Raw genomic sequence first — 24,135 nt, 5'->3', positions numbered from 1 at the left:
TTGAGACAAAGAACATGACACAGACTACCGATAAACTGTCGACCCACGTTTCAGTCAAAGAAGCTGAAATGGCGGAAGTATTAGCAAAAATCGTTCGTGATAAATACCAATGGGTTGAAGCGCGTAAGCAGACTCAACCACTAAACGAATTTAAAGCGTCACTAACTTCAACAGACCGCAGCTTTTATGATGCTCTGAGTGGTGAGCAAACCGTTTTCATCACTGAGTGCAAGAAAGCCTCTCCGTCAAAAGGTTTAATCCGTGACGAGTTTGACCTGGACTACATTGCATCAGTTTACAACAACCACGCAAACGCGATTTCAGTGCTGACAGACGAGAAGTACTTCCAAGGTGACTTTGAGTTTTTACCTAAGGTTCGCAGCATTGCTAAGCAGCCTATTTTGTGTAAAGACTTCATGGTTGATACCTACCAAGTGTACCTAGCTCGTCACTACTCAGCTGACGCAATCTTGTTGATGCTATCGGTATTGGATGACGAAGAGTACAAAGCGCTGGCGGAAGTCGCACATTCACTCAACATGGGTGTGCTAACCGAAGTCAGCAACGAAGAAGAACTTCATCGCGCAGTCTCTTTAAAAGCAAAAGTGATCGGCATTAACAACCGTAACCTTCGTGACCTTTCGACTGATTTGAATCGTACCAAAGAGTTGGCTCCGCTGATTCGTGAACTGGCTCCAAACGCAGTCGTGATTTCAGAGTCTGGTATCTACACTCACCAACAAGTTCGTGACCTTTCAACGTTTGCAGATGGCTTCCTAATCGGCAGCTCTCTGATGGCTGAAAAGAACCTTGAACTTGCGGTACGTAAAGTGACACTCGGTGAAAATAAGGTGTGTGGTTTAACCCACCCTGACGATGCCGCAAAAGCGTATCAAGCAGGTGCAGTCTTCGGTGGTTTGATTTTCGTTGAAGCATCTAAACGTCATGTGGATATTGAAGCGGCTCGTTTGACCATGAGTGGCGCTCCTTTGAACTATGTCGGCGTGTTCCAAAACCATAGCGTTACTGACGTGGCAAAAACGGTTTCTGAGCTAGGCCTGTTCGCTGTGCAGCTGCACGGTGACGAGTCTCAAGCGTTTGTCGATGAACTAAAGCAATCACTGCCTGAAAGCGTTGAGATTTGGAAAGCTTACGGTGTTGCTTCCGGTGCTAAAAGCTCACTACCAGAATTACTGGAAAGCAACGTGACTCGTCACCTACTCGATACTAAAGTGGGTTCTCAAACAGGTGGTACTGGTCAAGCGTTCGATTGGAGCCTAATCAATAACCAAAGCGCAATCATGTTGGCTGGTGGTCTAAATCCAGAAAATGCTAACCAAGCGGCTAAGTTAGGCTGCTTAGGATTAGACCTAAACTCTGGCGTTGAATCAGCTCCAGGTAAAAAAGACGCAGACAAACTGCAACGCGCTTTTACAGCGATTCGTAATTACTAAGCTTTTCTAAATTACGAGCCTAATCACTAGAAACTTATTTGTGGGCTTTGCCTTTTGCGGAGCTCAAGCAAGATTAAATGACTTGGTGTGAATACACATCAATAGAATTGAAGGAATAACACAATGGCTAAACTCGATGCCTACTTTGGTGAATACGGTGGTCAATACGTACCGCAGATCCTAGTGCCAGCACTAGACCAACTTGAACAAGCATTTATCGATGCGCAAGCCGATCCTGAGTTCCGCAGTGAATTCATGACGCTTCTTCAAGAGTACGCTGGTCGTCCAACGGCACTAACGTTGACTCGTAACCTAACTAAAGGCACAAAAACCAAACTGTACCTTAAGCGTGAAGATCTACTTCACGGTGGCGCCCACAAGACAAACCAAGTACTTGGTCAAGCATTGCTGGCAAAACGCATGGGTAAGCAGGAAATCATCGCTGAGACTGGCGCAGGCCAACACGGTGTTGCAACGGCTCTAGCTTGTGCTCTCTTAGGTCTGAAGTGTCGTGTTTACATGGGTGCAAAAGACGTTGAACGTCAAAGCCCGAACGTGTTCCGCATGAAGCTAATGGGCGCAGAGGTTATCCCTGTTCATTCTGGCTCGTCAACGCTAAAAGATGCATGTAACGAAGCGCTACGTGACTGGTCTGCAACTTATGAAGACGCACACTACCTACTGGGTACGGCTGCGGGTCCTCACCCATTCCCAACGATTGTTCGTGATTTCCAACGCATGATTGGTGAAGAGACGAAGAACCAAATTCTAGCTCGTGAAGGTCGCCTTCCTGATGCGGTTATCGCTTGTGTCGGCGGTGGTTCAAACGCTATCGGTATGTTCGCTGACTTCATTGAAGAAGAGTCTGTACGCCTAATCGGTGTTGAGCCTGCAGGTAAAGGTATTGATACCGACCAACACGGCGCGCCGCTTAAACACGGTAAAACCGGCATCTTCTTCGGTATGAAAGCACCGCTAATGCAAGATGAAAATGGCCAAGTGGAAGAGTCTTACTCTGTTTCTGCGGGTCTAGACTTTCCATCAGTTGGTCCTCAACACGCGCACCTAAATGCCATTGGCCGTGCTGAATACGACAACGTGACTGATGACGAAGCACTAGAAGCTTTCCAAGCTATCGCACGTAACGAAGGTATTATCGCAGCGCTAGAGTCATCTCATGCTTTGGCTCATGCAATCAAAATGGCTCACGACGACCCAGAGAAAGAACAACTATTGGTAGTTAACTTATCTGGCCGTGGTGACAAAGACATTTTCTCTGTACACGACATTCTTAAAGAGAAAGGAGCATTATAATGGATCGCTATCAATCACTCTTCACTCGCTTAGCTGAAAAGAATCAGGGCGCATTTGTACCATTCGTAACGGTTGGCGATCCTAACCCTGAGCAATCACTTAAGATCATGGAAACGCTGGTAGAAGCGGGGGCTGATGCGCTTGAACTTGGCATTCCGTTCTCTGATCCACTGGCTGATGGCCCAACAATCCAAGGTGCGAACATTCGTGCGTTAGATTCTAAAGTAACACCTGATGTGTGTTTTGATCTTATTGGACAAATCCGCGCGAAATACCCAGAGCTACCAATTGGCCTACTGATGTACGCGAACTTGGTTTACGCACGTGGTATCGAGAACTTCTACGAGCGTTGTGCTAATGCGGGTATCGATTCAGTATTGATTGCTGACGTACCAACTAACGAAAGTGGCGAGTTTGTTGCGGCAGCGAAGAAGTTTGGCGTTCACCCAATCTTTATTGCTCCACCAACAGCAAGTGATGAGACGCTTCAATCAGTTTCTGAGCTAGGTGGTGGTTACACTTACCTACTTTCTCGTGCTGGCGTAACGGGTGCAGAAACCAAAGCAAACATGCCAGTAACCGCACTGCTTGATCGTTTGAACAAGTTTGACGCGCCACCAGCACTGCTTGGTTTCGGTATCTCGGCTCCTGAGCAAGTCAAAGAAGCCATCGAAGCTGGCGCTGCCGGTGCGATCTCTGGCTCAGCGGTCGTAAAAATCATTGAAAACAACGTTGAACAACCAGAAGCAATGCTTAAAGCACTTGCTGAGTTTGTTACGCCAATGAAAGCGGCTACGCAAAAGTAATCTACGGTCAATAAATAGAACTAACTCTTCAAATATCAAAAGGCTCCACAGATGTGGAGCCTTTTTTATTGCTTGTCATTCACGCTAGCTAATCATCCACTTTCATCGCTTTCTTAATAGCAGCTTCATTAAGTGTCGCTTTGATGGGGTCGGTGATCTTATCCACCAAGTCGACAGGCATCGGGAAGACGATGGTCGTGGTGCGTTCATTCGCCACTTCGGTTAGAGTCTGCATGTAACGCAACTGAATGGCGTTAGGTGCTTTGTTTAGCACTTCCGCGGCTTCTCTTAACTTAGTTGATGCCTCTAACTCACCCGTTGCATGTATCACCTTGGCTCGACGAGAACGTTCCGCCTCTGCTTGTTTAGCAAGAGCTCGCACCATGCTGTCATCTAGATCGACATGCTTGATCTCGACATTGGCAATCTTAATCCCCCAGTTATCGGTGTGTTGATCCAGTATCGATTGCAAATCTCTATTGAGCTCTTCTCGCTCTGACAATAGCTCGTCCAACTCATGTTGCCCTAGAACAGAACGTAACGTTGTTTGTGAAAGTTGACTGGTGGCCTCAAGATAGTTCTCAACGTTGTTGATCGCCATTTTCGGATCAAGCACTCGAAAATAGACCACAGCATTGACCTTAACCGACACGTTATCTCGAGTAATCAAATCTTGCGTCGGTACATCCAAAACGATAGTTCGTAGATCCACTCGCACAATTTGTTGGATAAAAGGAATGATGATTATCAAACCTGGTCCTTTAACACCGTAAAAGCGCCCTAAGAAGAACACTACTGCACGCTCGTACTCGCGCAGAACTCTGAACATACTGGCTATCAACAAGATAACGAGCACGATGACAATACCTATAGTGTGTATAAACATAACCGCCCCCTAATGGTAACGATGGTTAAGCAATAAATAATTCAATCAAGTTTGTCCTAGCATTCCACGCTAACAATACGTGCTAACAGTCCGCACTAACCAAGTTTCGATGGTGTATCATCGGACAGCGCTTCAACATCCAAAGAAAGCCCTGTGAGCTTGGTGACTCTGATAATCTGCCCCGCTTGCAGTTCACTCGCGCATTTGGCTTGCCAGATCTCACCTTCGACCAATACTCGACCTGCTCCTGGGAAACCGCTTACCACTTTACCTGTATCACCGACAACCGCTTCCATCCCCGTAGTCACTGGCTTGCTTCTCACTCGAACTAACATGGATATGGTGACGACGATAAAGGCAACAGAGAACAAACCGATCCCAATGATTAGCGGCAATGCAATTTGGTAACCCGGTACCTCTGTGTCCATCAGCATGATCGAGCCCAAAGTGAATGCGGCGACGCCACCCAACCCGAAGATACCAAAACTCGGGCTAAAGGCTTCTGCCACCATGAGGGCAATTCCCAATAGAATTAACGCAAGGCCTGCGTAACTCACTGGCAGCATTTGTAAGGAATACATGGCGAGTAGCAAACAAATTCCCCCTAATACACCCGGTAAACCAACGCCGGGGTTATAGAACTCAAGGAGCAAGCCATAGATACCGATTAGCATCAGAATGTAAGCAACATTTGGATTAGTGATCACCGAAAGCAAACTAAAGCGCCAGTCTTGTTCTCGCTCGACAAAAGCAACATCACTAAGTTGGACTTCCTGACTGACACCATTGATTATGATGGTGCGTCCATTACTCAACTCAACCAATTGCTGTAGGTCGCTCGCGATGAAATCAATCACGTTAAGTTCGAGCGCATTCTCTGAGTCCAAACTCGCCGCTTCTCTTACCGCTTTTTCTGCCCATTCTTCGTTACGTTTGTGCAGCTTAGCCAAACTAACGATGTAGGCAGCAGCATCATTGATGACTTTCTTCTCCATCGCAGTGGAGGCTTTTACTTGGTCTGAATTCTCTTGTTTCGTTTCGTCTTGCTCACTTGCTGACGCGTTATCATCTTTATTGGCATCGTCTTGAGGTGATAATGGATTAGTCGGCGCTTTGCCACCGCCAAGAGACACCGGCGTGGCTGCGCCCAAATTAGTTCCGGGCGCCATGGAGGCAATGTGACTAGCAAGTAGAATGTAGGTTCCCGCACTCGCCGCACGTGAGCCCGCGGGCCCAACCCAAGTTGCTATCGGAATCGGTGACGTGGTGATGGATCGAATAATGTCGCGCATCGACGAATCTAACCCGCCGGGCGTGTTCATTTTCAAAATGATGAATTTAGCTTGCTCATCGTAAGCTTGTTCTATTTCTCTAGTGAGGTAGTCACTGGTCGCGGGACCTATCCCTCCATTCACCTCAATAACCCAGACATCATCGGCCTGAGCAAACACAGAGCTGAACAACAGAAAAAACGCAAACAAGTACTTTAATATAAAAGTCATAGCCCCTCTCCTTACAACTGAGATGCTAGATAGACGTTTTATTTAAAGCGTAGAGATAACATCTTGGTAATAAATAGATACCTTAAGCATAGTTCAGGCGAAATTTCACACAACACGCATCTTTCAATTCACTCAAATCCCCAGACTAAAAAACACCCAAAAATGAAAACCAAATGTTAACAAAACAGTTCTAATACCAACGCCTCGAAATCATTCACAAAGCACCCAGCAAAAAGACTTTTATAAATCCAACAAATAACATCGCAATAAAAAACCAAAGCAAACGATTGCATTGTTGTGCAAAATCAATAAATGACATTAGACCACCTATTTTTGGAGGACTTTCACCTCTGCTCATATTGATAAATGTAAAGGATACGTGTAAAACTCTTCGCGAAATATTAATCCAATGGTACATCGTACATTGGTGAGTAGTTCTGGGATTTTTATATTTAGTAGCACAGAGGTTATGGAAGTGTTAAAAGAAAAGAGTTTACTAAGCAACATCGGCGTTCAAGTCGTTATTGCAATGATCGTCGGTACTGTAGTCGGTGCGATGATGGGTGACAGCGCAACTATGTTCGCTCCACTGGGCGCTATCTTCATCAATTTGATCAAGATGCTGGTTATCCCTCTAGTAGCAGTTGCACTGATTTCAGGTGCTGCTGGTCTGGGCAACAGTTCATCTGCAGGTAAAGTCGGTGTAACAACACTAGGTTACTTTGCACTAACGTCTGCACTTGCTGTAGCACTAGCGCTGGTAATGGGTGAAGTATTCGAACCGGGTCGTGGTATCGATGTTTCTGGCGTTGAAGGCATGTTCTCTTCTGAATACGCTGCGAAAGGCGAACTTCCAACGTTCTGGGCAACCATCACTGGCATGATCCCTACCAACGTTTTCCAATCATTGAATGAAGCAAACATTCTGCAAATTCTCGTTTTCTGCTTGTTCTTTGGTATCGCGCTTTCTAAGCAAGCGAAAGAAAAACGTGACCCTATCATCAATGGCGTAAACGCGATTGTTGACGCTATGGTTTGGATGATCAACAAGGTGATGATCATCGCACCACTTGGCGTATTCGGCCTAATGGCAGAAGCAGTAGGTACTTTCGGTTTCGGCGCACTTATGGTTGTGTTCAAACTGTTCATTGTTTACATCGCTGCGATCCTGATTTTCGGCTTTGTTGCCTACCCACTGATGATTCAAATCTTCACTAAGACTTCAGCTAAGAAGTTCCTAGTAGCAATGAAGAAGCCTCAAGCGGTAGCACTATCAACTGCTTCATCAATGGCAACACTACCAGTAACAATGGAAACAGTTGAGAAAGAGCTTGGCGTTCGTAACTCTACTGCTTCATTCGTTCTGCCTCTTGGCGCGACGATCAACATGTCTGGTAACGCGATCTACTACGGCCTAGTGGCTATCTTCTTCGCACAGCTGTTCAACATCGACCTATCTATGGGCGCTTACGTTGCTATCATCGTAACGTCTACGCTAGGTGCAGTTGGTCAAGCTGGTGTTCCAGGTCCTTCTTTCCTAGTGGTTGCAGTTCTTCTTGCGGCTGGTATCCCTATCGAAGGTCTACCTCTGTTGTTCGCTCTCGACCGTATCTTCGACATGATCCGTACTGCTCTAAACATCACTGGTGATGCAGCATGTGCCGTAATCGTTGATTCTCTAATCGAAGACGAAACGAAAGAAGCTGAGCTACAAAAACAGCAAGCGTAATAAATAAACGCTAAGCTAGTGGTGACTGAATTAGCACCACCAGCTTAAACTAAAAAATCCGAGAGCCTCACAGCCCTCGGATTTTTTGTGTTTGGTGTTCTAATTTAGGCGTTAGACGAATTATAAATCAGCGCCATAGATATCAAACGTAAAGTACTTAGACGCGATCTTGTCGTAGGTACCGTTCGATCTGATCTCCTCAATCGCGGCATTGAATTGTTTCGCCAGTTTTGAATCCTGTTTTCTTAATGCTAACGCCGTACCCTCGCCAATGTAGGCTTTGTCGGTTACTGCTTTGCCTTTGAACTCAAAGCCCTCGCCTTCTTTCTTATCTAAGAAAGCCAATGACAGTTGATCTGAGTTGCCGAAAGTTAGATCTAGACGACCGTTTTGCAGATCCAGATAAACTTCATCTTGGCCGGTATAACGCTTAATGTTTGCCACATCGCCAAACTTGTCAGTTACGTAGCGATCGTGAATCGTACCTTGCTGAACACCGATGGTTTTGCCTGCTAAGCCTGCCTCATCAACGCTGAACTCCGCGCTTTTAGCAGCAACAAACACAGCTGGGGTCTGGTAGTACTTATCAGTGAACAAGATCTTGCGCTTACGCTCTTCGGTAATACGCATCGACGCCATGATCACATCTGACTTTCTTGCCAATAAACTTGGAATCAACGAATCCCAACTTTGTGAAACCCAAGTACAATCGAGCTTGGCTTGCTCACACAAGGCATCAGCTATCTCAATATCAAACCCGACAGGCACACCGGCACTGTTTTTGTAGTTGAATGGCGGATACGTAAAGTCTGACGCCAAACGGATTTCTTTTGCCTGTACCGTTGTACCAAGTAAAGCGGCCGTAAAAGCGAGTCCTAGTATTATCTTTTTCATCATTGCCATCCTAGATATGATCTTTATCGAGTTGAGATTGAATTTCTATATATTGATCTTGTTGATGCTTTCGTTTTTGCTGATCTTGTTGAGTCTGTTGTAGCTCGGTTTGGTAGCGTGTAAGTGACGTTATCACTTCTAGCATGCTCTCTTGGCTACCAATACTGATTCGTACGCAGTTACGCAAGGCAGGTTCGTGGTTTTGATTCCTTATCACAATGCTATCCTTCGCCAATACACTGAACACTTGATACCCAGGTTTTTGACGTAGCAAAATAAAGTTCGTCGATGAGGGGTAAACTGACTCGATGAAATCAAACTGCGTTAACTCACAAGCAAACCAGTTACGTAGCTCGACCAATTTTAGCGTCGCGTCTTCCATCACAGAGACTCGTTCATCAGACAAAGCGTCTAAAACGATTTGAGATGAACAATCTGGCATCGGATAAGGTGGAATCAGCTTCGCGATATACTGCATCACATTTTGACTCGCTAAGATAAAGCCACAACGAACCGCAGCCAATCCAAACGCCTTCGACAAAGTGCGAATCACAACCAAATGTGGATAGCGTTCAATAAGGCTAACGGCTGACGTTTGTGGTTCAAATTCGATATACGCTTCATCGACTACCACTAGCGACTTTCCAATCGTGCCTTCCAGTACCTGAATCAAATCCAATTTAGGAATCACATTACCCGTTGGGTTGTTTGGTGAACAAAGAAACACGATATTCGCCAGTTCCGCTTTATTCACGATATCAGCGACGTTCAGGCTGAAGTCTTCCTGCAATGGAGAGTCCAAGGTATTAATCGCCAATGCATCGGCGCAAAACTCATACATCGCATACGTTGGAGAACAGATAAGTATGTTGTCGCTCGCCGGTTTACAGAATGTTCTGATCAGCAAATCAATCGCTTCATCTGCACCACGAACGGCAACAGTCGCAGCATCAGTGCCACAGTAATCTTGGTAAGCCTTAGCAATATCTTGTGGTAAGAAGTCTGGGTATCGGTTGTGACTTGCTTCTCCTTGAAACAGCGAGCTTTCCAATTCATTGGCGTTTAGCCAGACACGTCCATCACCACCAATTCTTCTAGCTGATTGATAAGGTATTAATTTTTTTACAGCCTGAGGTACTAAGCTATCAATAAAAGATGTCAAGAAGCTATCCCTTTCACAAAATCACAATGTCTTCATCATTGCCTTAATATTCAAAAAATGTGACTTATACACATATTGAATCACAAATGATGATTAAGTATTTACATTCAAACAGAACACTATTGATAAATGAATCGAAATAATCACATAATAGCCATGATAAAAAATCATAGGTCAAGATATGAATCGCACACTACCTTCAACCAAAACCTTACTCGCGTTTTTGTCTACGGCAAGGCATCTCAACTTTACGCGAGCTGCACATGAGCTCAATGTCACGCAAGGTGCAGTCAGTCGTCAGGTGTTGTCGTTTGAAGAAAGCCTTGGCTGTGATCTCTCCTATCGTCATGCTCGCGGGCTGTCTTTAACGCCGAAAGGAGAAGAACTGGTTCCCTTGATACAAGGAACGATTCATCAACTGCAATCGGCTCTAAATCAAGTGGCTAGCTCTCCCTCCAAGATCAAACTCAACGCACCGAGCTGTATTACCTCTTGGTTATTGCCTAAGTTGATGTCCTTTCAACAGGCCTATCCTGATATTGATGTCGAGCTCACGTCGACCATCAAGCACGTTTTTGAGCCAAGCTTTGATCCCTTCGATGCGGTGATTATTTATGGCAAGAAACCAAACCAACACTCAATTGTTAGCCAACTACTGTTCAACGAGCAACTAGCTCCTGTCTGCCAAGCGCAAAGCATTACCAAAAGCCATCTTGTCAACGACGCGTCGACCATCATCAAGCCACACAAGCTTGCCCAATACACTTGGCTACACGCCAACAATGAGCAGAGTGATTGGCGACTTTGGTTGGAACACATAGGAAGCCACGACCTTTCAAGTAAGAACAACCAGCAATTCGCGACACTCGATCAAGCTATGAATGCTGCCATTCAAGGGTTTGGTATTGCCATAGGCGACATCACGCTGGCCACGCAAGATATTGATTTAGGTAGATTGGTGAAAGTGAGTGAAGGCAGTGTCTTTTCGGGAAATGGATACTTCCTATTACAACCCAAAAACCGTCAGAATGCCTCGCTATCAACCTTAGTCGATTGGCTAGTCGATTAACGGTTATCAAATTGCCAATTCAGGAGCCTAAAAGCTTCAGTAGATCGTCATAATGAGAATTTTACCATTCTCAAAATAAAACTATTTTCCGTCAGCCCCGTATTGGTGTTTAGATAATAGAACGTACGTTCCTTTAACTAATTGAAAAGAAGTTCAATTCTATTTGATTGGGGAGACGCTCTATTCAATTGGAAAAAATGGCATTCGAATTGCTTTGTCATAGATAACCCAACCAATATACAGCAGGTTGCATCATTATCACTGCAGCTTGTCACGGAGGATAGGCTATGACCTTACAAAGACATACGTATTACGGCTTAATTCACCATGGAATTAAAACCCTGCTAATGGATCGAATTGGCCACTTCACAGAACGTGAATATCACGAGTACCTAGATCTAACAACGGGTAAATCGACGTGTTTTGCCATGAGTGAGCAAGAACTCGAAAATACCTTAGATAGCTTGAAGAGCGAAGGCTACCTTGAAGACATCAAGAAGCTGATACCTCGCTACCAAACCTCGTCAATGAGATAATCTGTTAAAACTCGTTAAACACGATGAGCGGTTAGATTGAATTAATTAGTACCCAATTGTCTCGGGCTATTTAGCATCGAGACAGTTTTCGTTAGACTGTCTGCAACTCAATTAACTGGATAGTCAGTGCCTCATGAAACAAATTCTTGATTTCATTCCTCTCATTATTTTCTTTGCGCTGTATAAGATGTATGACATCTATACAGCGACTGGTGCTTTGATCGTTGCATCTGCAGTTCAAATTATTTTGACATACTTCATCTACAAGAAAGTAGAAAAAATGCAGATCATCACGTTCCTTATGGTTGCCGTATTTGGTGGCATGACCATCTTCTTGCACGACGACAACTTCATAAAATGGAAAGTGACGATCGTTTACGCTCTATTCGCTATTGGCCTGACAGCCAGCCACCTTATGGGAAAATCAGCAATTAAAGGCATGTTGGGTAAAGAGATCACACTGCCTGATGCCATATGGGGCAAGATCAACTGGGCTTGGACTCTATTTTTTACCCTATGTGCCATTCTCAACGTTTACGTTGCTTTCAGCCTACCATTGGATGTGTGGGTTAACTTCAAGGTGTTTGGCCTGCTAATAGCAACATTACTATTTACGCTGCTTACGGGTGCCTACATCTATAAGCATTTACCAAAAGATCAACAGCTACAAAAAGAGCAGCAAGAGCTAACTGATAAAAATACTGACGAGAAGTAACCCCAAGGGGTGAGTCCTCATTCCGTTTTTGTTACAATTCTTGTCAATATGCTATACCTAGCGGCCAATGATACTCGTGATCATTGGCCGTTGGCTTTTCTGTGTTGCGGAAACTGGTCAAAATAAAGCCTATTATTTAGTGACAATCTCACTAAATTAACGGCCATCTGGTTTCTTGTTGTTCATTGCACTCATTTGCCAATGTACCCAATCAGTCAACACATCAGTTTTTATTTAAGATAATCAATACCACCAAGAGTACTACAATGACGATTCAATCAACTTTGAACCCAATTGGTTCTTTACTTCTTCGCACCTTGGCGATGCCTTCTGATACCAATGCAGCAGGCCAGATTTTCGGTGGTTGGATAATGTCTCAACTCGACCTTGCTGGCGGCATACTGGCAAAAGAGATCTCTAACGGCAAAATAGTCACCGTTTCAGTATCGAGTATCGAGTTCAAACAGCCGGTTTCAGTAGGTGATGTGGTGTGCGTTTATGGTGACTGTACTAAAATTGGTCGTAGCTCGATGAATATCGACCTAGAAGTATGGGTTAAGCCTGTACTTGATCACGGCATCGGCGACCGTTACAAGGTGTGTGGCGCGACGTTCAATTACGTGGCAGTTGATGAAAGTGGCAAGCCTCGCTCTATCAATAAATAGGACTTTCGACAGCCCTATCGCACTGTAAGGTCTTTAGCCATTTCGATTAAAAATGCTAAAGACCTTCTCACTCTCCCGCACCAATTCACAATTTCTTATCATTAGTCCTTCCAATACCAATTAGTTCGCGTAAATTAGCAAGATAGCGAATTTAAACGCCCCAATTTAGTGAAGTAAAATAAGGATATCTCAATATGTGGTACGTGATTTTTTCTCAAGACGTCGAAAATTCATTAGAAAAACGCCTAAGTGTTCGCCCACAACATTTAGAACGCCTACAAACACTTCACGATGAAGGCCGACTGTTAACAGCAGGCCCAATGCCAGCCATTGACTCAGATAACCCTGGTGAAGCAGGCTTCACAGGTTCGACTGTGATTGCTGAGTTTAATTCTTTAGAAGATGCACAGACGTGGGCAGACGCAGACCCGTACATCGCTGCTGGTGTCTACCAAAATGTTATTGTTAAACCATTCAAGAAAGTATTTTAACGTGAAAAAATGGATTATTGGCTCACTGGCTTTAGCTCTGCTTGCAGGCTGTTCATCAAGTGAGCATGACGAACAAAGACAGCTAGAGATGATGGCTCAGCACCGTGCTGGCGTTTTATCTGCCGGCTTGCCGATTGAGTACGGCCCGTTGTCGGTCATGCGAGTACTCGCAAAAAACACCGTGATTGAAATCATGATGATCTACAACCAAGATGCTAAAGGTGCGAAGCCTTTAAACCAAGTTGTTGATATGAGTGTGAATAGCTACTGCACTAACTCAGAAGTAAGAGCAAACCTAGACATGGGCTTGGCTTACAACATTAAGATTCGCAACACACGCGGACAATTGATGGTTGAGAAGCTGATCAGCAAAGATACTTGCCAGAGCAGCAGCTAGATTCGAGATTCGAGATTCGAACAAATATGAACTTCAAAGCCTCGCAGTTACGAGGCTTTTTATTTTGAGTCATATAGCTCTAATGATAGTTAAGCTTCTGTTGACTCCCACTCTTTACGCAGTGCCTTAGTCGCAGAGACTAAGTTAGTCAGTGCTGCTTCTGTTTCTGCCCAATTACGTGTCTTTAGACCACAATCTGGGTTTGCCCATAAACGTTCTGCCGGAATTTTCTCCGCTGCTTTCTTCAACAGACCAATGATCCACTCTTGCGATGGAATGTTTGGCGAGTGAATATCGTAAACACCTGGACCAATAGCATTCGGGTAATTGAACTCTTCAAACGCTTTAAGCAATTCCATATTCGAACGAGAGGTCTCAATGGTAATTACGTCAGCGTCTAGTGCGGCCACTGAATCAATGATTTCGTTGAACTCGCTGTAACACATGTGTGTATGGATTTGCGTCTCAGGCTTGGCACTCGCGGCTGAGATCTTAAAGGCATCAACTGCCCATTCTAAGTATTCTGCATGGTCACGTTTTTTCAATGGTAAACCTTCACGAATCGCAGGTTCATCAATCTGAATAATGTTGATTCCTGCATCTTGTAGGTCAGATACTTCATCACGCAGCGCAAATGCTAATTGGTTAGTAATATCTTTACGCGAGATATCCTCACGCGGGAACGTCCAACACAAAATAGTGACCGGGCCAGTCAGCATGCCTTTCATCTGCTTAGATGTCAGTGATTGTGCATAAGTCGACCACTCAACCGTCATCGGTTTTTCACGCTCAATGTCCGCGACCACAATCGCAGGTTTCACGCAGCGAGAGCCGTAGCTTTGTACCCAGCCAAATTTGGTGGTCTGAAAACCTGCTAAGTTCTCTGCAAAGTACTCCACCATGTCGTTACGTTCCGCTTCTCCATGCACCAACACATCTAAATCGAGTGCTTCTTGACGCTTCACCGCATCGGCGATATGACCTTTTAGTGCAGTCGTGTATTCCGCTTCACTCAATTTCCCGCTGCGATAAGCGCTGCGCTGAACACGTATCTCACCAGTCTGTGGAAAAGAACCAATCGTAGTCGTTGGCAGTAATGGTAAACCTAAAACTTCCGACTGATGTGCAGCTCGCTCTGGGTAAGGGGCACTACGGTCAGCGAGTGCTTTGGTAATCGTGTTGAGGCGAGCCTGTACCTGTGGCTTATTAACATGAGTTGCACTCTTACGAGCTACAATCGGCTGGCTATAAGTCTCGCACGCTAAAATGGCATTTTGATCGCCGTCCAGCGCTGCACCCAATAAGCTCACCTCAGTCACTTTCTGTTTTGCAAAGGCAAACCAACTCTTCACTTCTTCGCTGAGTGTCTCTTCTAACTCAAGGTCGACTGGGCTATGCAGCAACGAACATGAACTTGCGACCCACAATTTGTCTCCTAGCTTCTCTTTCACTGGCTGTAGTAACTCAAGCTGCGCGGCTAAGTCAGCTCGCCAAATATTACGGCCATTGATTGCACCTGCAGAGAGCACCCAATCTTCAGGTAGTTTATTCACCACTTCATCAAGTTGCTGCGGTGCGGCAGCCAAGTCGATATGTAAACCATTCACTGGCAGTTTTACGATTTTATCTAACGTATCAGTCACTGAATCAAAGTAAGTAGTAAGCAATAGTTTCACATCGCCTTGAATCACTTGATAAGCCAGTTTGAATGAATCAGCCCACTTAGTTTCAAGTTCCAGGGATAGTATGGGCTCATCGATTTGCACCCACTCAACGCCCAACTTGGCAAGCTTAGCTAAAATCGCTTGGTAGGCAGTAAGTAGACGTGGAAGCAAGGTTAAACGGTCAAAGCCCTCTTCCACTTCTTTGCCTAGATATAAGTAAGACAGCGGACCTAGAAGAACTGGCTTCACCTGATGCCCAGCTTGAATGGCTTCATTCACTTCATCAAACAGTTGTGGCCAGCTCACTTCAAACGAATCATCTTTACTGAACTCTGGAACAATGTAGTGATAATTCGTGTTGAACCACTTGGTCATGTCAGATGCTGCAGTACCATCTTTGGCACTTTCTGAACCATGTTTCCCGCCACAACAAGTTGGCAGCTTTTGAGATTGTATTTGAGTTTGAGATTGCCCGCGGCCAACGCGGAACAAGGTATCTAAGTCTGGGAAGGCTTTCTCTTCTTCAGATCCACCAGCGTGACGTTTTGGTACATGGCCCAAGAGCAAAGTCGTTGTTAACACATGGTCGTACCATGCGAAGTCACCCGCAGTTACAAAGCTAAGATTCGCATCAGCTTGTACATTCCAGTTACGATTTCTCAGCTCGCTGCCTAGTTGTTTGAGTTCAGATTGACCAATTTCACCGCGCCAGTACTTCTCTAGTGTGAATTTGAGTTCGCGTTTTTCACCAATACGTGGGTAGCCAAGAATATGCGTTGTTGTCGTCATGAACCGATTCCTTATTCAATAATTGTTAGTATCTTTTCAGACTGCCTATTGTGTTCTTGCTTTCATAAAAAGGCGTCCGGATGGCTAAACTATCTACCGAATCAGCTCGACGAACAACGTCCAAATATTCATCTTGTTTATTAAAAATATTCATCATCAGCGAGTCAGAGATGAACACAATTAAATCCATCTGGACATCTAGACGTTTACAAATGATAAAAAACCCCGTAGGGTGATTATTAAGAAATATTGAATTGGCTTAGGGAATATGAGGAATACTCATGATAGAGCTTAAACATCTGCGAACATTGACCACCTTAAGAGACAGCGGCTCACTCACAGCCACAGCGACCTCTCTTCACCTAACTCAATCGGCGCTTTCTCACCAATTGAAAGACCTTGAGGCGCGTATTGGCGGTCAGCTTTTCCTGCGTAAAACGAGGCCAGTTAAATTCACCTCTGAAGGTGAGATTTTGCTTAAGCTCGCCGATGAGATACAGCCAAGAATCGCTAAAGCAGAGAACGAACTCGCAAGCCTAAAAGAGGACGTGAATGGGCGTTTGCACATGGCGATCGAGTGTCACTCATGCTTCCAATGGTTAATGCCCGCTTTGAAGGAGTACCAAGTTGCTTGGCCGAGTGTGACATTAGATTTTTCGTCAGGCTTTGGTTTTGAACCCCTACCCGCATTAATGGCTGGTGAATTAGACTTGGTGATCACCTCAGACATTCAGCCACGTTCAGAGGTTCACTATGAGCCACTTTTCGACTTCGAGATGCGTTTGATCACTGCAATTAACTCGCCTTTGGCTGATAAGCCAAGCATTGCTCCGCAAGATCTTAGCGATCTCACCATGCTCTCCTATCCAGTTCAAAAACAGCGTTTGGATGTTGTGAAGCACTTTTTGCAACCTGCAGGTGTAGAACCTAAGAAGTGGAAGCAAGCAGACAACACCTTGATGTTGGTGCAAATGGTATCGGCAGGATTAGGTGTCGCAGCATTGCCAAACTGGGCGATCAGTGAATTTTCACGACAAGGCTTAATCGCCAGTAAACCGTTAGGTAAAGGGCTTTCAAGAAGACTGTTTGCAGCGGTAAGAAACTCAGAGAAAGACAAGCGTTATCTGCAAGCATTCTTCAGCACTGCAAGGCAGCAGAGTAAGAGCCACCTGGATGGAATAAAGGTCGTTTAACGGTATTTCTGATTGTGTTCGCTAAGACAAAAAGCAAACGCCAGACACGCAAATCATAAACAAAAAAGTCACAGATTATCTGTGACTTTTTAGGTTTAGTAGCGCTTGTTTTGCGTTATCTGTTGATTCGCGAAAAATAGACTATCTTGCGTATGACTTAAACTGATTAGTCAGCGGATCGTATTGATAGCCAAGCATATCAAGCTTGCCGACGACACTTTCTATATCCATCTCATACATGCTAATGAGCTCTTCAAAACTGTCGCACTCTAAGCGCAGTTTTTCGTTCACTATTCCCAGCAAGATAATGCTATCCAGACTTTTAACGTTACTTAAATCCATCTCGTACTCCTTACGAACACACCGACTAAAATTAAGTTTAGAACGCTTACCAACGCCATGCTAAAAAACTGATCACACTTCTTAATGAGAGTACGTGATTAATAAGAATGAGCGACTAAAGTGCCCAAACTGGCGTTAAACCAACAGCAGCCGCCAATAACATCAATAACGAAACCGTCAGTTGCAGCTTTTCAGGGGTCTTGACGAACAGTAGATGCCAACACCACACCACGATAGAAGAGATCAACAAAGCGAAGCTAAATAGCAAGGTGGAAATTACTGGCTCTAACTGAGCTTCAGAGAGTGAGTAAACATTCACGACTGTTGCCAGTACCACCAACATGCCCGTCAATACACCCACCACTGGCAAAACACGGTGGAATGCTTGCAAACGCGTTCTTGCGATCGTCAGCAATAAATGACCAAACGCAGCACCTAATAATACGACCAACAGCAGAGTCGTAATGATACCGACAGTGGTTACTTGTTCAGTCGCTTGAATTGCAACGTATGACAGCGCTAAACCGCAAGCAAGATACATCACCCAGATAGGGCCAGAATCACGAGTCTTCTTAGTTTGAACTTGTGAGTAGAAATAAAAGATTGTGAATACGACAAGGAATGCTTCAATTTTAACCGAAGCAACGGCAAGCCAAAGCACGCCAATCGCAGGCAACATCTTGTGGATACGACCACGTTGTCCTGGGCAAATATCCCCTTTTACCAGGATGAGGGTTAAGATCAGTTGGGCTCCTAAAAGCATCGGAGCAAATTGTACTAATAACGTTTCGACCATTGTGGATCTACTTCTTCAGACTTATTTTCGCGAATAATATCAAAAACTGCTGCGAACACTAATCAAAATCATAAATTAGCGACGTTATTCAAGACTTCAACTATGCTGTTTTATGGCTCTTTTGTCGCCATTACCGTAAAAAGACGAAAGACACCAGAACTAACAGGGGCATGTTCTACTGGCTAGTCTAGTCTCATGCCGCTATAATTCCCGCCTCAAAAATCAGAGGTTGAAATATGTACAGCGATATCACTCCTATTCACGAACACAAAAAATACTGGGCCGAGTGCTACGGAACTGCACCCTTTTTGCCTACCAGTAGAAAGGAGATGGATGCTCTTGGATGGGATAGCTGTGACATTATTATTGTAACTGGTGATGCGTATGTCGATCACCCGAGCTTTGGTATGGCTATCATCGGCCGTCTCCTTGAAGCTCAAGGTTTCCGCGTGGGCATTATCGCTCAACCAAAGTGGGACAATAAAGATGCCTTTATGAAGCTAGGTAAACCTAACCTATTCTTCGGCATTACAGCGGGTAACATGGACTCCATGATCAACCGCTACACCTCTGATCGCAAATTACGTCACGATGATGCTTACACGCCAAATAACGAAGGTGGTAAGCGTCCTGACCGTGCAACTCTGGTTTACTCTCAACGTTGTCGTGAAGCCTACAAAGGCACGCCAATCGTTCTTGGTGGTATTGAAGCGAGCTTGCGACGTGTTGCGCACTACGACTACTGGTCGGATAAAGTTCGTCGCTCTGTATTGTTTGATGCAAAAGCAGACATCCTTCTTTTTGGTAACGCCGAGCGCGCACTGGTTGAAGTGGCACACCGCATCGCTGATGGCGAAGACATGTCAACGCTGACAGACATTCGTGGTACAGCAATCAATCTTGCTGCAGCGCCTGAAGGCTTCAAAATCATCGACTCTTCTCGTATCGAAAAGCCGAACAAAGCTTACGTACCGGTAAACCCGTACGAAGTGGAAACGCAATGTGATACTAAGAAAGATGAGAAAGAAGAAATAAAAGCGCAGCCGATTACAATTCGCCCTTCTCGTCACGATGCAAAAACAACAGCCGTTCGTATCCCTGCATACGAAAAGCTAAACAACGACCGTATTCTTTACGCTCACGCTAGCCGTATCTTGCACCTAGAGACAAACCCGTATTCAGGTCGTGCTTTGATTCAACGTCATGGTAACCGTGAACTTTGGGTTAACCAAGCACCAATTCCATTGACGACTGAAGAGATGGATTACGTGTTTGGCCTTGCTTACAAGCGTGTTCCTCACCCTATGTACGGCAAAGCGAAGATTCCTGCTTACGACATGATCAAAACCTCGGTGAACATCATGCGTGGTTGTTTTGGTGGTTGTTCTTTCTGTTCAATCACAGAGCACGAAGGTCGTATCATTCAGAACCGTTCGAAAGAATCGATCTTGGATGAAATCGAAGACATTAAAGATAAAGTACCTGGCTTTACCGGTACTATTTCTGACTTGGGTGGCCCAACGGCGAACATGTACCGTTTAGGTTGTTCCGATCCGAAAGCAGAAATTAACTGTCGTCGCCCATCATGTGTTTTCCCGAAAATCTGTGAAAAGCTAAACACAGACCACCAACACACGATTGACCTATACCGCTCAGCAAGAAAAGTACCGGGCGTTAAGAAGATCATGATCGCTTCTGGTGTTCGTTACGACTTAGCGATTGAATCTCCAGAGTACGTACGTGAGCTTGTGACTCACCACGTAGGTGGCTACTTGAAGATTGCTCCAGAGCATACTGAAAAAGGCCCACTGGATCTGATGATGAAACCGGGAATGGGCACTTACGATCGTTTCAAAGAGATGTTCGAAAAGTACAGCGCTGAAGCCGGTAAGAAACAGTACCTAATTCCTTACTTCATCTCCGCTCACCCGGGCACAGAAGATGAAGACATGCTTAACCTTGCAATGTGGCTTAAAAAGCACAACTACGAGTGTGACCAAGTACAGAACTTCTACCCATCACCAATGTGTAATGCAACGTCGATGTACTACTCAGAGACGAACCCTCTGAAGCGTGTGAAATATAAGAAGCGTGAAGATGTGCCAGTGCCTAAAGGTGACCGTCAACGTCGTCTGCATAAAGCACTGCTTCGTTACCACGATCCAGAAAACTGGAAGATCATCCGTGAAGCTCTGATCAGCATGGGTAAACAGCACTTGATCGGTGATAAAGCAAACTGCCTAGTACCAGCAGAAGATTTTGATGCACAAACACCAGCACAACGTCGTAAGTCTGGTCGTCACGGCTCACAGCGTTTTGCAACGAAGCACAGCAAATCTCAACCGGGTTTAGGCGGCGAGAAGCCACGCAACCATTCCAAACCTGGTGGTAAAAAGCCGAATGCTAACGGCAACAGCCAAGGCAATGCTAACCAAGGAAACGGAAAGCAAAACGGTAGCGGCAATGGCAACGCTCGTAAACCAGCGACAGGCTTCATTAAGAAAGCTCCTGGTGGTCAATCACAAGGCAATAGCGGCGGAAACCGCAACAAAGCGGGCAATGGTCAAGGTGGCAAACCTGCTGGCAACGGAAAGAATCGCCAACGCGCGACACAACGCTAATATTGTGAGCCAATAACTTAATAGTAATGAAATACAAAGCGCAGCTATTTATCTGCGCTTTTTTGTGTTTGTACCAGCTGTCACTTGGCTATGTGATTACAAAGAATCTAACGAGTGAAGACCCAGTATTGACTAAACAGGTAGTTAGTCACCATACCGACCAAGATACCAACTGCCATTGCGATAAACACAGCGCCAGTAAACACTGGCAGTAGTTCTGCCATCAACTTAAAGCACAGTAGATTAGGTACCGCTGATATCGATGCGGAGAACATGAATTTTTGCCACTGAATCAGTTTATCAGACCAACTCCCCTTCCCCTTGAACCCAAAAGTCAGCACGCGATTACCAAACCACGTTGTCGTTGCAGCAGCAATGAACGAGCCTATTCTCGCCGTCATTAAAGGCAAACCTACAATGTAATGCAGCAAGGCGAATACCGCACAATCAACAACAAACCCACCAGCACCAACCACAGCAAATCGAACCATCTTGTGATGGGATTGGAGCTTTTGACTGTGTGCCTGAAGCTTGTTGTTGAGCATTTGCAGTCCTGAGTTAACGCTGAACATCACTTTCACTTCGAATGTGGCTCAACGACAAATTTGGTTTGATGTTTTGGCTATGACAGCTAAACAAAGCACGCTTTATTTTCACCGTTGGTTCCAAAATACAAGTTAACGCGTTGTCTTTAATCTTGGTTTCTACTTCTGCTCTTTTACCAATCAAGTAGAACTTGTCGATGCCATCTAGTTGCTCGATATCGAGCAGTTTCTTTGCTTGCCCATGGCTATAAAATTGGCCTGAGAATGGTCGCTTACCCACATAGAAGCTTGGCGCAGAATCCGTAATCTGTTCAAAGATGATACGGTCACTCTTCTCGTTCGCCTTACCTAGGTTTAGGTAAACCATCGCAATCATCAGCAACACTGGCAGAACTAAGGCCACGCTGGAGAACCACTTCTTATCTTTTTCCACTACGAGTATAGCAACCAACAAACCAAGAGCAGGAATACCTGGTAACACGTAAGCAGGAAGAATATTGCCCGCCATAGTGAAAAGAATCAAAGGTGAAATCAACCAACACACAAGGAATGAAAACAGTCCGCTATTCTCAACGTTAATTTCTGCAATTCTCTTGCGTCGAGCAAATGCCAATATCGGTAATACAATCGACCAAGGCGCAGCGGCTTGAATCCAGAATACCCAGATCATGCCTCGTGTTTCATCATGAGCAGATCCATAAAGATCCCCCTCCCAGCCACTCACAACAAAACGCTTAAAATGTTCGCCAACAATAAAGTAATCAATGAAACCCGGTGTCGCCATCTCTGCCATGATGTACCAAGGCAAAGCGATCGCTAACATCACACCTAAACCAGACAACAATGGGAAACGTTGCCAAAGCGCTTTAAAAGCGCCAAAGAAACCGTGTTGTAAGACCAACCAAGGGAATACTGCGATACCCATGATGACAATCGCTACTGGCCCTTTTGCAAGTAAGCCTAATGCCAAACCAATAAAGCCAACGTAACCCCAGTATCTATTAGTCTTCGCACTCCCTTCCCCCTTCCAACACAGGTAGAAGCCTAGCATGGCAATAGTCATCGCTAAGGTTAACGCAATGTCTGTCATCACAGCACCCGCAGCGATAGAAAAAATACCACATGTCGCCAATACAACGGCTGCAACTAAAGCGCTTTGTCCTGTTCGCTTCGCCATGTAAGCCGTCAGCAAAATTGTTACTACACCCGCTAACCAATGAGGAGCTCGAACAGCAAATTCACTTAGGCCGAACAACTCAATACCGGCAGCACTCATCCATGTAAACAGCGGCGGCTTACCCCAGAAAGGAATGCCATAATCAAACTGCGGCGTTAGCCAATTACCCGTTTCCACCATTAGACGAGCCATTTCACCGTAGCGTGCTTCGGTGGTGTCCATTAATGGGTAGGTTGCCAAAGATAAAAGCCTTAAAACCAATGCAAAAGCCAACAAATACCATAGGTGCGTTCTGTTCAGGCTCATGCTGACTCCTCTAATTTAAAATGTGTTTTTAACGCGGGTGTATCAACCACAGACTGGATCAGATACAAAGGGCGATTCTTGGTTTCGATAAAAATACGACCTATGTATTCCCCCATTAAACCAATACTCAGAAGTTGAATGCCGCCGAGGGCAAGTTGAACCACCATCATGGATGGGTAGCCCGTGATTGGCTCACCAAACATCATGGTTTTGAACACAATGACCATCCCATACACAAAAGCCGTTAAGGCAACGAGGCCACCAACTGCTGTCGCAATGCGCAGTGGTCGAATTGAGAACGAGGTGATGCCATCCATCGCCAAGCCAATCAGCTTCAAGTAGTTCCACTTAGTCTCGCCACAAAAGCGAGCGTCACGCTTAAACTGAATCGTCGCTTGTCTGAACCCCGGCCATGAGAAAATGCCTTTCATGTAACGATTACGTTCAGGAAGCTGGTTGATATGGTCGACAACTTCACGGCTCAACAGTCTGAAGTCGCCCACATTTTCAGGAACATCGATCTTTGCTGCCACGTTCATGACTTTGTAAAAGCTTGCCGCTGAAAACTTCTTGAACCACGTTTCACCGTCACGTTGGCTGCGCTGCATGTTGACGACGTCATAACCTTCTCGCCATTTGGCAACCATTTGTGGAATAAGCTCCGGCGGATCTTGCAGGTCTGCATCTAACAGGATCACCGCTTGTCCGCGGCAATGCTCAAGGCCAGCACTCATGGCTGACTCTTTACCAAAATTTCGACTTAAACCAATCACCGAGATTGAGCTATTGATTGAAGTGAATGAGCTCACTAAGTCCAAGCTGTTGTCTTTGCTACCATCATCGACATAAACGATCTCGCTGGTGATGGGTAAGCTATCGAGAACTTTAGTTAGGCGAGAGTGGAACTCTTCCAACACCTCTTGTTCATCGTAAAAAGGCACAATGATAGACAGAGATACCGCAGGGTTAATCTGCGAAGTAGATATCTTAGGGCGGCTAATATGAAGTTCAGACATAATACAATCTTCTATTTTCTAATCTGGAGTCAATCTACCCTCCCATAAGTGAAAGTTATGTTATTG

At 45.1% G+C, this 24,135-nt stretch carries 22 protein-coding genes; 12 read left to right on the top strand and 10 right to left on the bottom strand.

The features are described 5' to 3' along the window. Positions 1 to 14: 14 nt before the first annotated feature. The 3 genes from trpCF to trpA all read left to right on the top strand — a co-directional run bounded on the left by trpCF (position 15) and on the right by trpA (position 3,574). A complete protein-coding gene (gene trpCF, locus QQ041_RS05375) occupies positions 15 to 1,454 on the top strand; it encodes a bifunctional indole-3-glycerol-phosphate synthase TrpC/phosphoribosylanthranilate isomerase TrpF (RefSeq protein ID WP_285953267.1) in 1,440 nt (479 codons plus the stop codon). A gap of 123 nt (positions 1,455 to 1,577) precedes the next feature. After that, a complete protein-coding gene (gene trpB / locus QQ041_RS05370; protein ID WP_060982409.1) occupies positions 1,578 to 2,768 on the top strand; it encodes a tryptophan synthase subunit beta in 1,191 nt (396 codons plus the stop codon). Beyond that, positions 2,768 to 3,574, top strand: coding sequence for a tryptophan synthase subunit alpha (gene trpA, locus QQ041_RS05365; RefSeq protein WP_061018380.1), 807 nt, complete (start codon positions 2,768 to 2,770; stop codon positions 3,572 to 3,574). Before trpB ends, trpA begins: the two co-directional genes overlap by 1 nt. An 88-nt stretch (positions 3,575 to 3,662) precedes the next feature. Here trpA and QQ041_RS05360 read toward each other — a convergent pair whose 3' ends face one another. Then, positions 3,663 to 4,460, bottom strand: coding sequence for a slipin family protein (locus tag QQ041_RS05360; protein WP_048664711.1), 798 nt, complete (start codon positions 4,458 to 4,460; stop codon positions 3,663 to 3,665). Positions 4,461 to 4,555: 95 nt separating this feature from the next. Further along, on the bottom strand, positions 4,556 to 5,962 hold the full coding sequence (locus tag QQ041_RS05355; RefSeq protein WP_285953266.1) for a nodulation protein NfeD: 1,407 nt from the start codon (positions 5,960 to 5,962) through the stop codon (positions 4,556 to 4,558). 409 nt (positions 5,963 to 6,371) lie between these two features. Between QQ041_RS05355 and QQ041_RS05350 the strand changes: the two genes are divergently transcribed. Further along, positions 6,372 to 7,691: a dicarboxylate/amino acid:cation symporter gene (locus tag QQ041_RS05350; RefSeq protein ID WP_315897550.1), complete on the top strand. Its 1,320-nt coding sequence runs from the start codon at positions 6,372 to 6,374 to the stop codon at positions 7,689 to 7,691. 120 nt (positions 7,692 to 7,811) lie between these two features. Here QQ041_RS05350 and QQ041_RS05345 read toward each other — a convergent pair whose 3' ends face one another. After that, complete coding sequence (locus QQ041_RS05345; protein ID WP_285953265.1) at positions 7,812 to 8,585, bottom strand: ABC transporter substrate-binding protein; 774 nt, start codon at positions 8,583 to 8,585, stop codon at positions 7,812 to 7,814. Between the two features lie 10 nt (positions 8,586 to 8,595). Continuing rightward, positions 8,596 to 9,747: a histidinol-phosphate transaminase gene (hisC, locus tag QQ041_RS05340; RefSeq protein WP_285953264.1), complete on the bottom strand. Its 1,152-nt coding sequence runs from the start codon at positions 9,745 to 9,747 to the stop codon at positions 8,596 to 8,598. Between the two features lie 181 nt (positions 9,748 to 9,928). Here hisC and QQ041_RS05335 point away from each other — a divergent pair, with 181 nt between their 5' ends. From QQ041_RS05335 to QQ041_RS05310, 6 genes are all read left to right on the top strand, one after another. Next, entirely contained in the window at positions 9,929 to 10,816 is an 888-nt protein-coding gene (locus QQ041_RS05335; RefSeq protein ID WP_285953263.1) for a LysR substrate-binding domain-containing protein, read from the top strand. Between the two features lie 287 nt (positions 10,817 to 11,103). After that, a complete protein-coding gene (locus QQ041_RS05330; RefSeq protein ID WP_017069991.1) occupies positions 11,104 to 11,352 on the top strand; it encodes a hypothetical protein in 249 nt (82 codons plus the stop codon). 133 nt (positions 11,353 to 11,485) lie between these two features. Further along, complete coding sequence (locus tag QQ041_RS05325) at positions 11,486 to 12,067, top strand: septation protein A (RefSeq protein ID WP_285953262.1); 582 nt, start codon at positions 11,486 to 11,488, stop codon at positions 12,065 to 12,067. Between the two features lie 266 nt (positions 12,068 to 12,333). Then, positions 12,334 to 12,732: an acyl-CoA thioester hydrolase YciA gene (yciA, locus tag QQ041_RS05320; protein WP_009846426.1), complete on the top strand. Its 399-nt coding sequence runs from the start codon at positions 12,334 to 12,336 to the stop codon at positions 12,730 to 12,732. 194 nt (positions 12,733 to 12,926) lie between these two features. Further along, complete coding sequence (locus QQ041_RS05315; protein WP_017063533.1) at positions 12,927 to 13,223, top strand: YciI family protein; 297 nt, start codon at positions 12,927 to 12,929, stop codon at positions 13,221 to 13,223. Between the two features lies 1 nt (position 13,224). Beyond that, complete coding sequence (locus tag QQ041_RS05310; RefSeq protein WP_285953261.1) at positions 13,225 to 13,620, top strand: GspS/AspS pilotin family protein; 396 nt, start codon at positions 13,225 to 13,227, stop codon at positions 13,618 to 13,620. 89 nt (positions 13,621 to 13,709) lie between these two features. On the opposite strand, the gene metE is transcribed toward QQ041_RS05310, so the two are convergent. Further along, positions 13,710 to 16,073, bottom strand: a complete 2,364-nt coding sequence (gene metE, locus QQ041_RS05305; protein WP_285953260.1) for a 5-methyltetrahydropteroyltriglutamate--homocysteine S-methyltransferase — start codon at positions 16,071 to 16,073, stop codon at positions 13,710 to 13,712. A gap of 281 nt (positions 16,074 to 16,354) precedes the next feature. Between metE and QQ041_RS05300 the strand changes: the two genes are divergently transcribed. Continuing rightward, a complete protein-coding gene (locus QQ041_RS05300) occupies positions 16,355 to 17,266 on the top strand; it encodes a LysR substrate-binding domain-containing protein (RefSeq protein ID WP_285953259.1) in 912 nt (303 codons plus the stop codon). A gap of 141 nt (positions 17,267 to 17,407) precedes the next feature. On the opposite strand, the gene QQ041_RS05295 is transcribed toward QQ041_RS05300, so the two are convergent. Together QQ041_RS05295 and QQ041_RS05290 are read right to left on the bottom strand one after the other, a co-directional pair. After that, a complete protein-coding gene (locus tag QQ041_RS05295) occupies positions 17,408 to 17,608 on the bottom strand; it encodes a DUF4250 domain-containing protein (RefSeq protein ID WP_004741624.1) in 201 nt (66 codons plus the stop codon). Positions 17,609 to 17,723: 115 nt separating this feature from the next. After that, positions 17,724 to 18,404 (bottom strand): hypothetical protein, encoded by a 681-nt coding sequence (locus QQ041_RS05290; protein WP_285953258.1) that lies wholly within the window; start codon positions 18,402 to 18,404, stop codon positions 17,724 to 17,726. 236 nt (positions 18,405 to 18,640) lie between these two features. Here QQ041_RS05290 and QQ041_RS05285 point away from each other — a divergent pair, with 236 nt between their 5' ends. Continuing rightward, complete coding sequence (locus tag QQ041_RS05285) at positions 18,641 to 21,025, top strand: YgiQ family radical SAM protein (protein ID WP_285953257.1); 2,385 nt, start codon at positions 18,641 to 18,643, stop codon at positions 21,023 to 21,025. A gap of 107 nt (positions 21,026 to 21,132) precedes the next feature. Here the strand turns inward: QQ041_RS05285 and QQ041_RS05280 are convergent, their stop codons facing one another. Genes QQ041_RS05280 through QQ041_RS05270 form a run of 3 tightly spaced genes read right to left on the bottom strand, consistent with a single transcriptional unit; the run spans position 21,133 to position 24,069 of the window. Beyond that, positions 21,133 to 21,597 carry a GtrA family protein gene (locus QQ041_RS05280; RefSeq protein ID WP_146492152.1) on the bottom strand — a complete coding sequence of 155 codons (465 nt, stop codon included), beginning with the start codon at positions 21,595 to 21,597 and terminating at the stop codon, positions 21,133 to 21,135. Next, a complete protein-coding gene (locus tag QQ041_RS05275; RefSeq protein ID WP_285953256.1) occupies positions 21,584 to 23,053 on the bottom strand; it encodes a glycosyltransferase family 39 protein in 1,470 nt (489 codons plus the stop codon). The genes QQ041_RS05280 and QQ041_RS05275 overlap by 14 nt, the downstream gene beginning before the upstream one ends. After that, the gene (locus tag QQ041_RS05270) at positions 23,050 to 24,069 is read right to left on the bottom strand and encodes a glycosyltransferase family 2 protein (RefSeq protein WP_285953255.1); all 1,020 of its coding nucleotides are present in this window, start codon (positions 24,067 to 24,069) and stop codon (positions 23,050 to 23,052) included. The genes QQ041_RS05275 and QQ041_RS05270 overlap by 4 nt, the downstream gene beginning before the upstream one ends. Between the last annotated feature and the right edge of the window lie 66 nt (positions 24,070 to 24,135).

Origin of the sequence: Vibrio sp. TMPB1044, from assembly GCF_030442075.1 — a bacterium.
Taxonomy (GTDB): Bacteria; Pseudomonadota; Gammaproteobacteria; order Enterobacterales; family Vibrionaceae; genus Vibrio; species Vibrio satsumensis.
This window is presented reverse-complemented; position numbering and strand designations above follow the sequence as displayed.

What these genes read in the sequence shown, in the direction of transcription:
- trpCF (WP_285953267.1), top strand. Translation starts at nt 15, where the DNA reads ATGACACAGACTACCGATAAACTGTCGACCCACGTTTCAGTCAAAGAA.
- trpB (WP_060982409.1), top strand. Translation starts at nt 1,578, where the DNA reads ATGGCTAAACTCGATGCCTACTTTGGTGAATACGGTGGTCAATACGTA.
- trpA (WP_061018380.1), top strand. Translation starts at nt 2,768, where the DNA reads ATGGATCGCTATCAATCACTCTTCACTCGCTTAGCTGAAAAGAATCAG.
- QQ041_RS05360 (WP_048664711.1), bottom strand. Translation starts at nt 4,460, where the DNA reads ATGTTTATACACACTATAGGTATTGTCATCGTGCTCGTTATCTTGTTG.
- QQ041_RS05355 (WP_285953266.1), bottom strand. Translation starts at nt 5,962, where the DNA reads ATGACTTTTATATTAAAGTACTTGTTTGCGTTTTTTCTGTTGTTCAGC.
- QQ041_RS05350 (WP_315897550.1), top strand. Translation starts at nt 6,372, where the DNA reads ATGGTACATCGTACATTGGTGAGTAGTTCTGGGATTTTTATATTTAGT.
- QQ041_RS05345 (WP_285953265.1), bottom strand. Translation starts at nt 8,585, where the DNA reads ATGAAAAAGATAATACTAGGACTCGCTTTTACGGCCGCTTTACTTGGT.
- QQ041_RS05335 (WP_285953263.1), top strand. Translation starts at nt 9,929, where the DNA reads ATGAATCGCACACTACCTTCAACCAAAACCTTACTCGCGTTTTTGTCT.
- QQ041_RS05330 (WP_017069991.1), top strand. Translation starts at nt 11,104, where the DNA reads ATGACCTTACAAAGACATACGTATTACGGCTTAATTCACCATGGAATT.
- QQ041_RS05325 (WP_285953262.1), top strand. Translation starts at nt 11,486, where the DNA reads ATGAAACAAATTCTTGATTTCATTCCTCTCATTATTTTCTTTGCGCTG.
- yciA (WP_009846426.1), top strand. Translation starts at nt 12,334, where the DNA reads ATGACGATTCAATCAACTTTGAACCCAATTGGTTCTTTACTTCTTCGC.
- QQ041_RS05315 (WP_017063533.1), top strand. Translation starts at nt 12,927, where the DNA reads ATGTGGTACGTGATTTTTTCTCAAGACGTCGAAAATTCATTAGAAAAA.
- metE (WP_285953260.1), bottom strand. Translation starts at nt 16,073, where the DNA reads ATGACGACAACAACGCATATTCTTGGCTACCCACGTATTGGTGAAAAA.
- QQ041_RS05300 (WP_285953259.1), top strand. Translation starts at nt 16,355, where the DNA reads ATGATAGAGCTTAAACATCTGCGAACATTGACCACCTTAAGAGACAGC.
- QQ041_RS05295 (WP_004741624.1), bottom strand. Translation starts at nt 17,608, where the DNA reads ATGGATTTAAGTAACGTTAAAAGTCTGGATAGCATTATCTTGCTGGGA.
- QQ041_RS05290 (WP_285953258.1), bottom strand. Translation starts at nt 18,404, where the DNA reads ATGGTCGAAACGTTATTAGTACAATTTGCTCCGATGCTTTTAGGAGCC.
- QQ041_RS05285 (WP_285953257.1), top strand. Translation starts at nt 18,641, where the DNA reads ATGTACAGCGATATCACTCCTATTCACGAACACAAAAAATACTGGGCC.
- QQ041_RS05280 (WP_146492152.1), bottom strand. Translation starts at nt 21,597, where the DNA reads ATGTTCAGCGTTAACTCAGGACTGCAAATGCTCAACAACAAGCTTCAG.
- QQ041_RS05275 (WP_285953256.1), bottom strand. Translation starts at nt 23,053, where the DNA reads ATGAGCCTGAACAGAACGCACCTATGGTATTTGTTGGCTTTTGCATTG.
- QQ041_RS05270 (WP_285953255.1), bottom strand. Translation starts at nt 24,069, where the DNA reads ATGTCTGAACTTCATATTAGCCGCCCTAAGATATCTACTTCGCAGATT.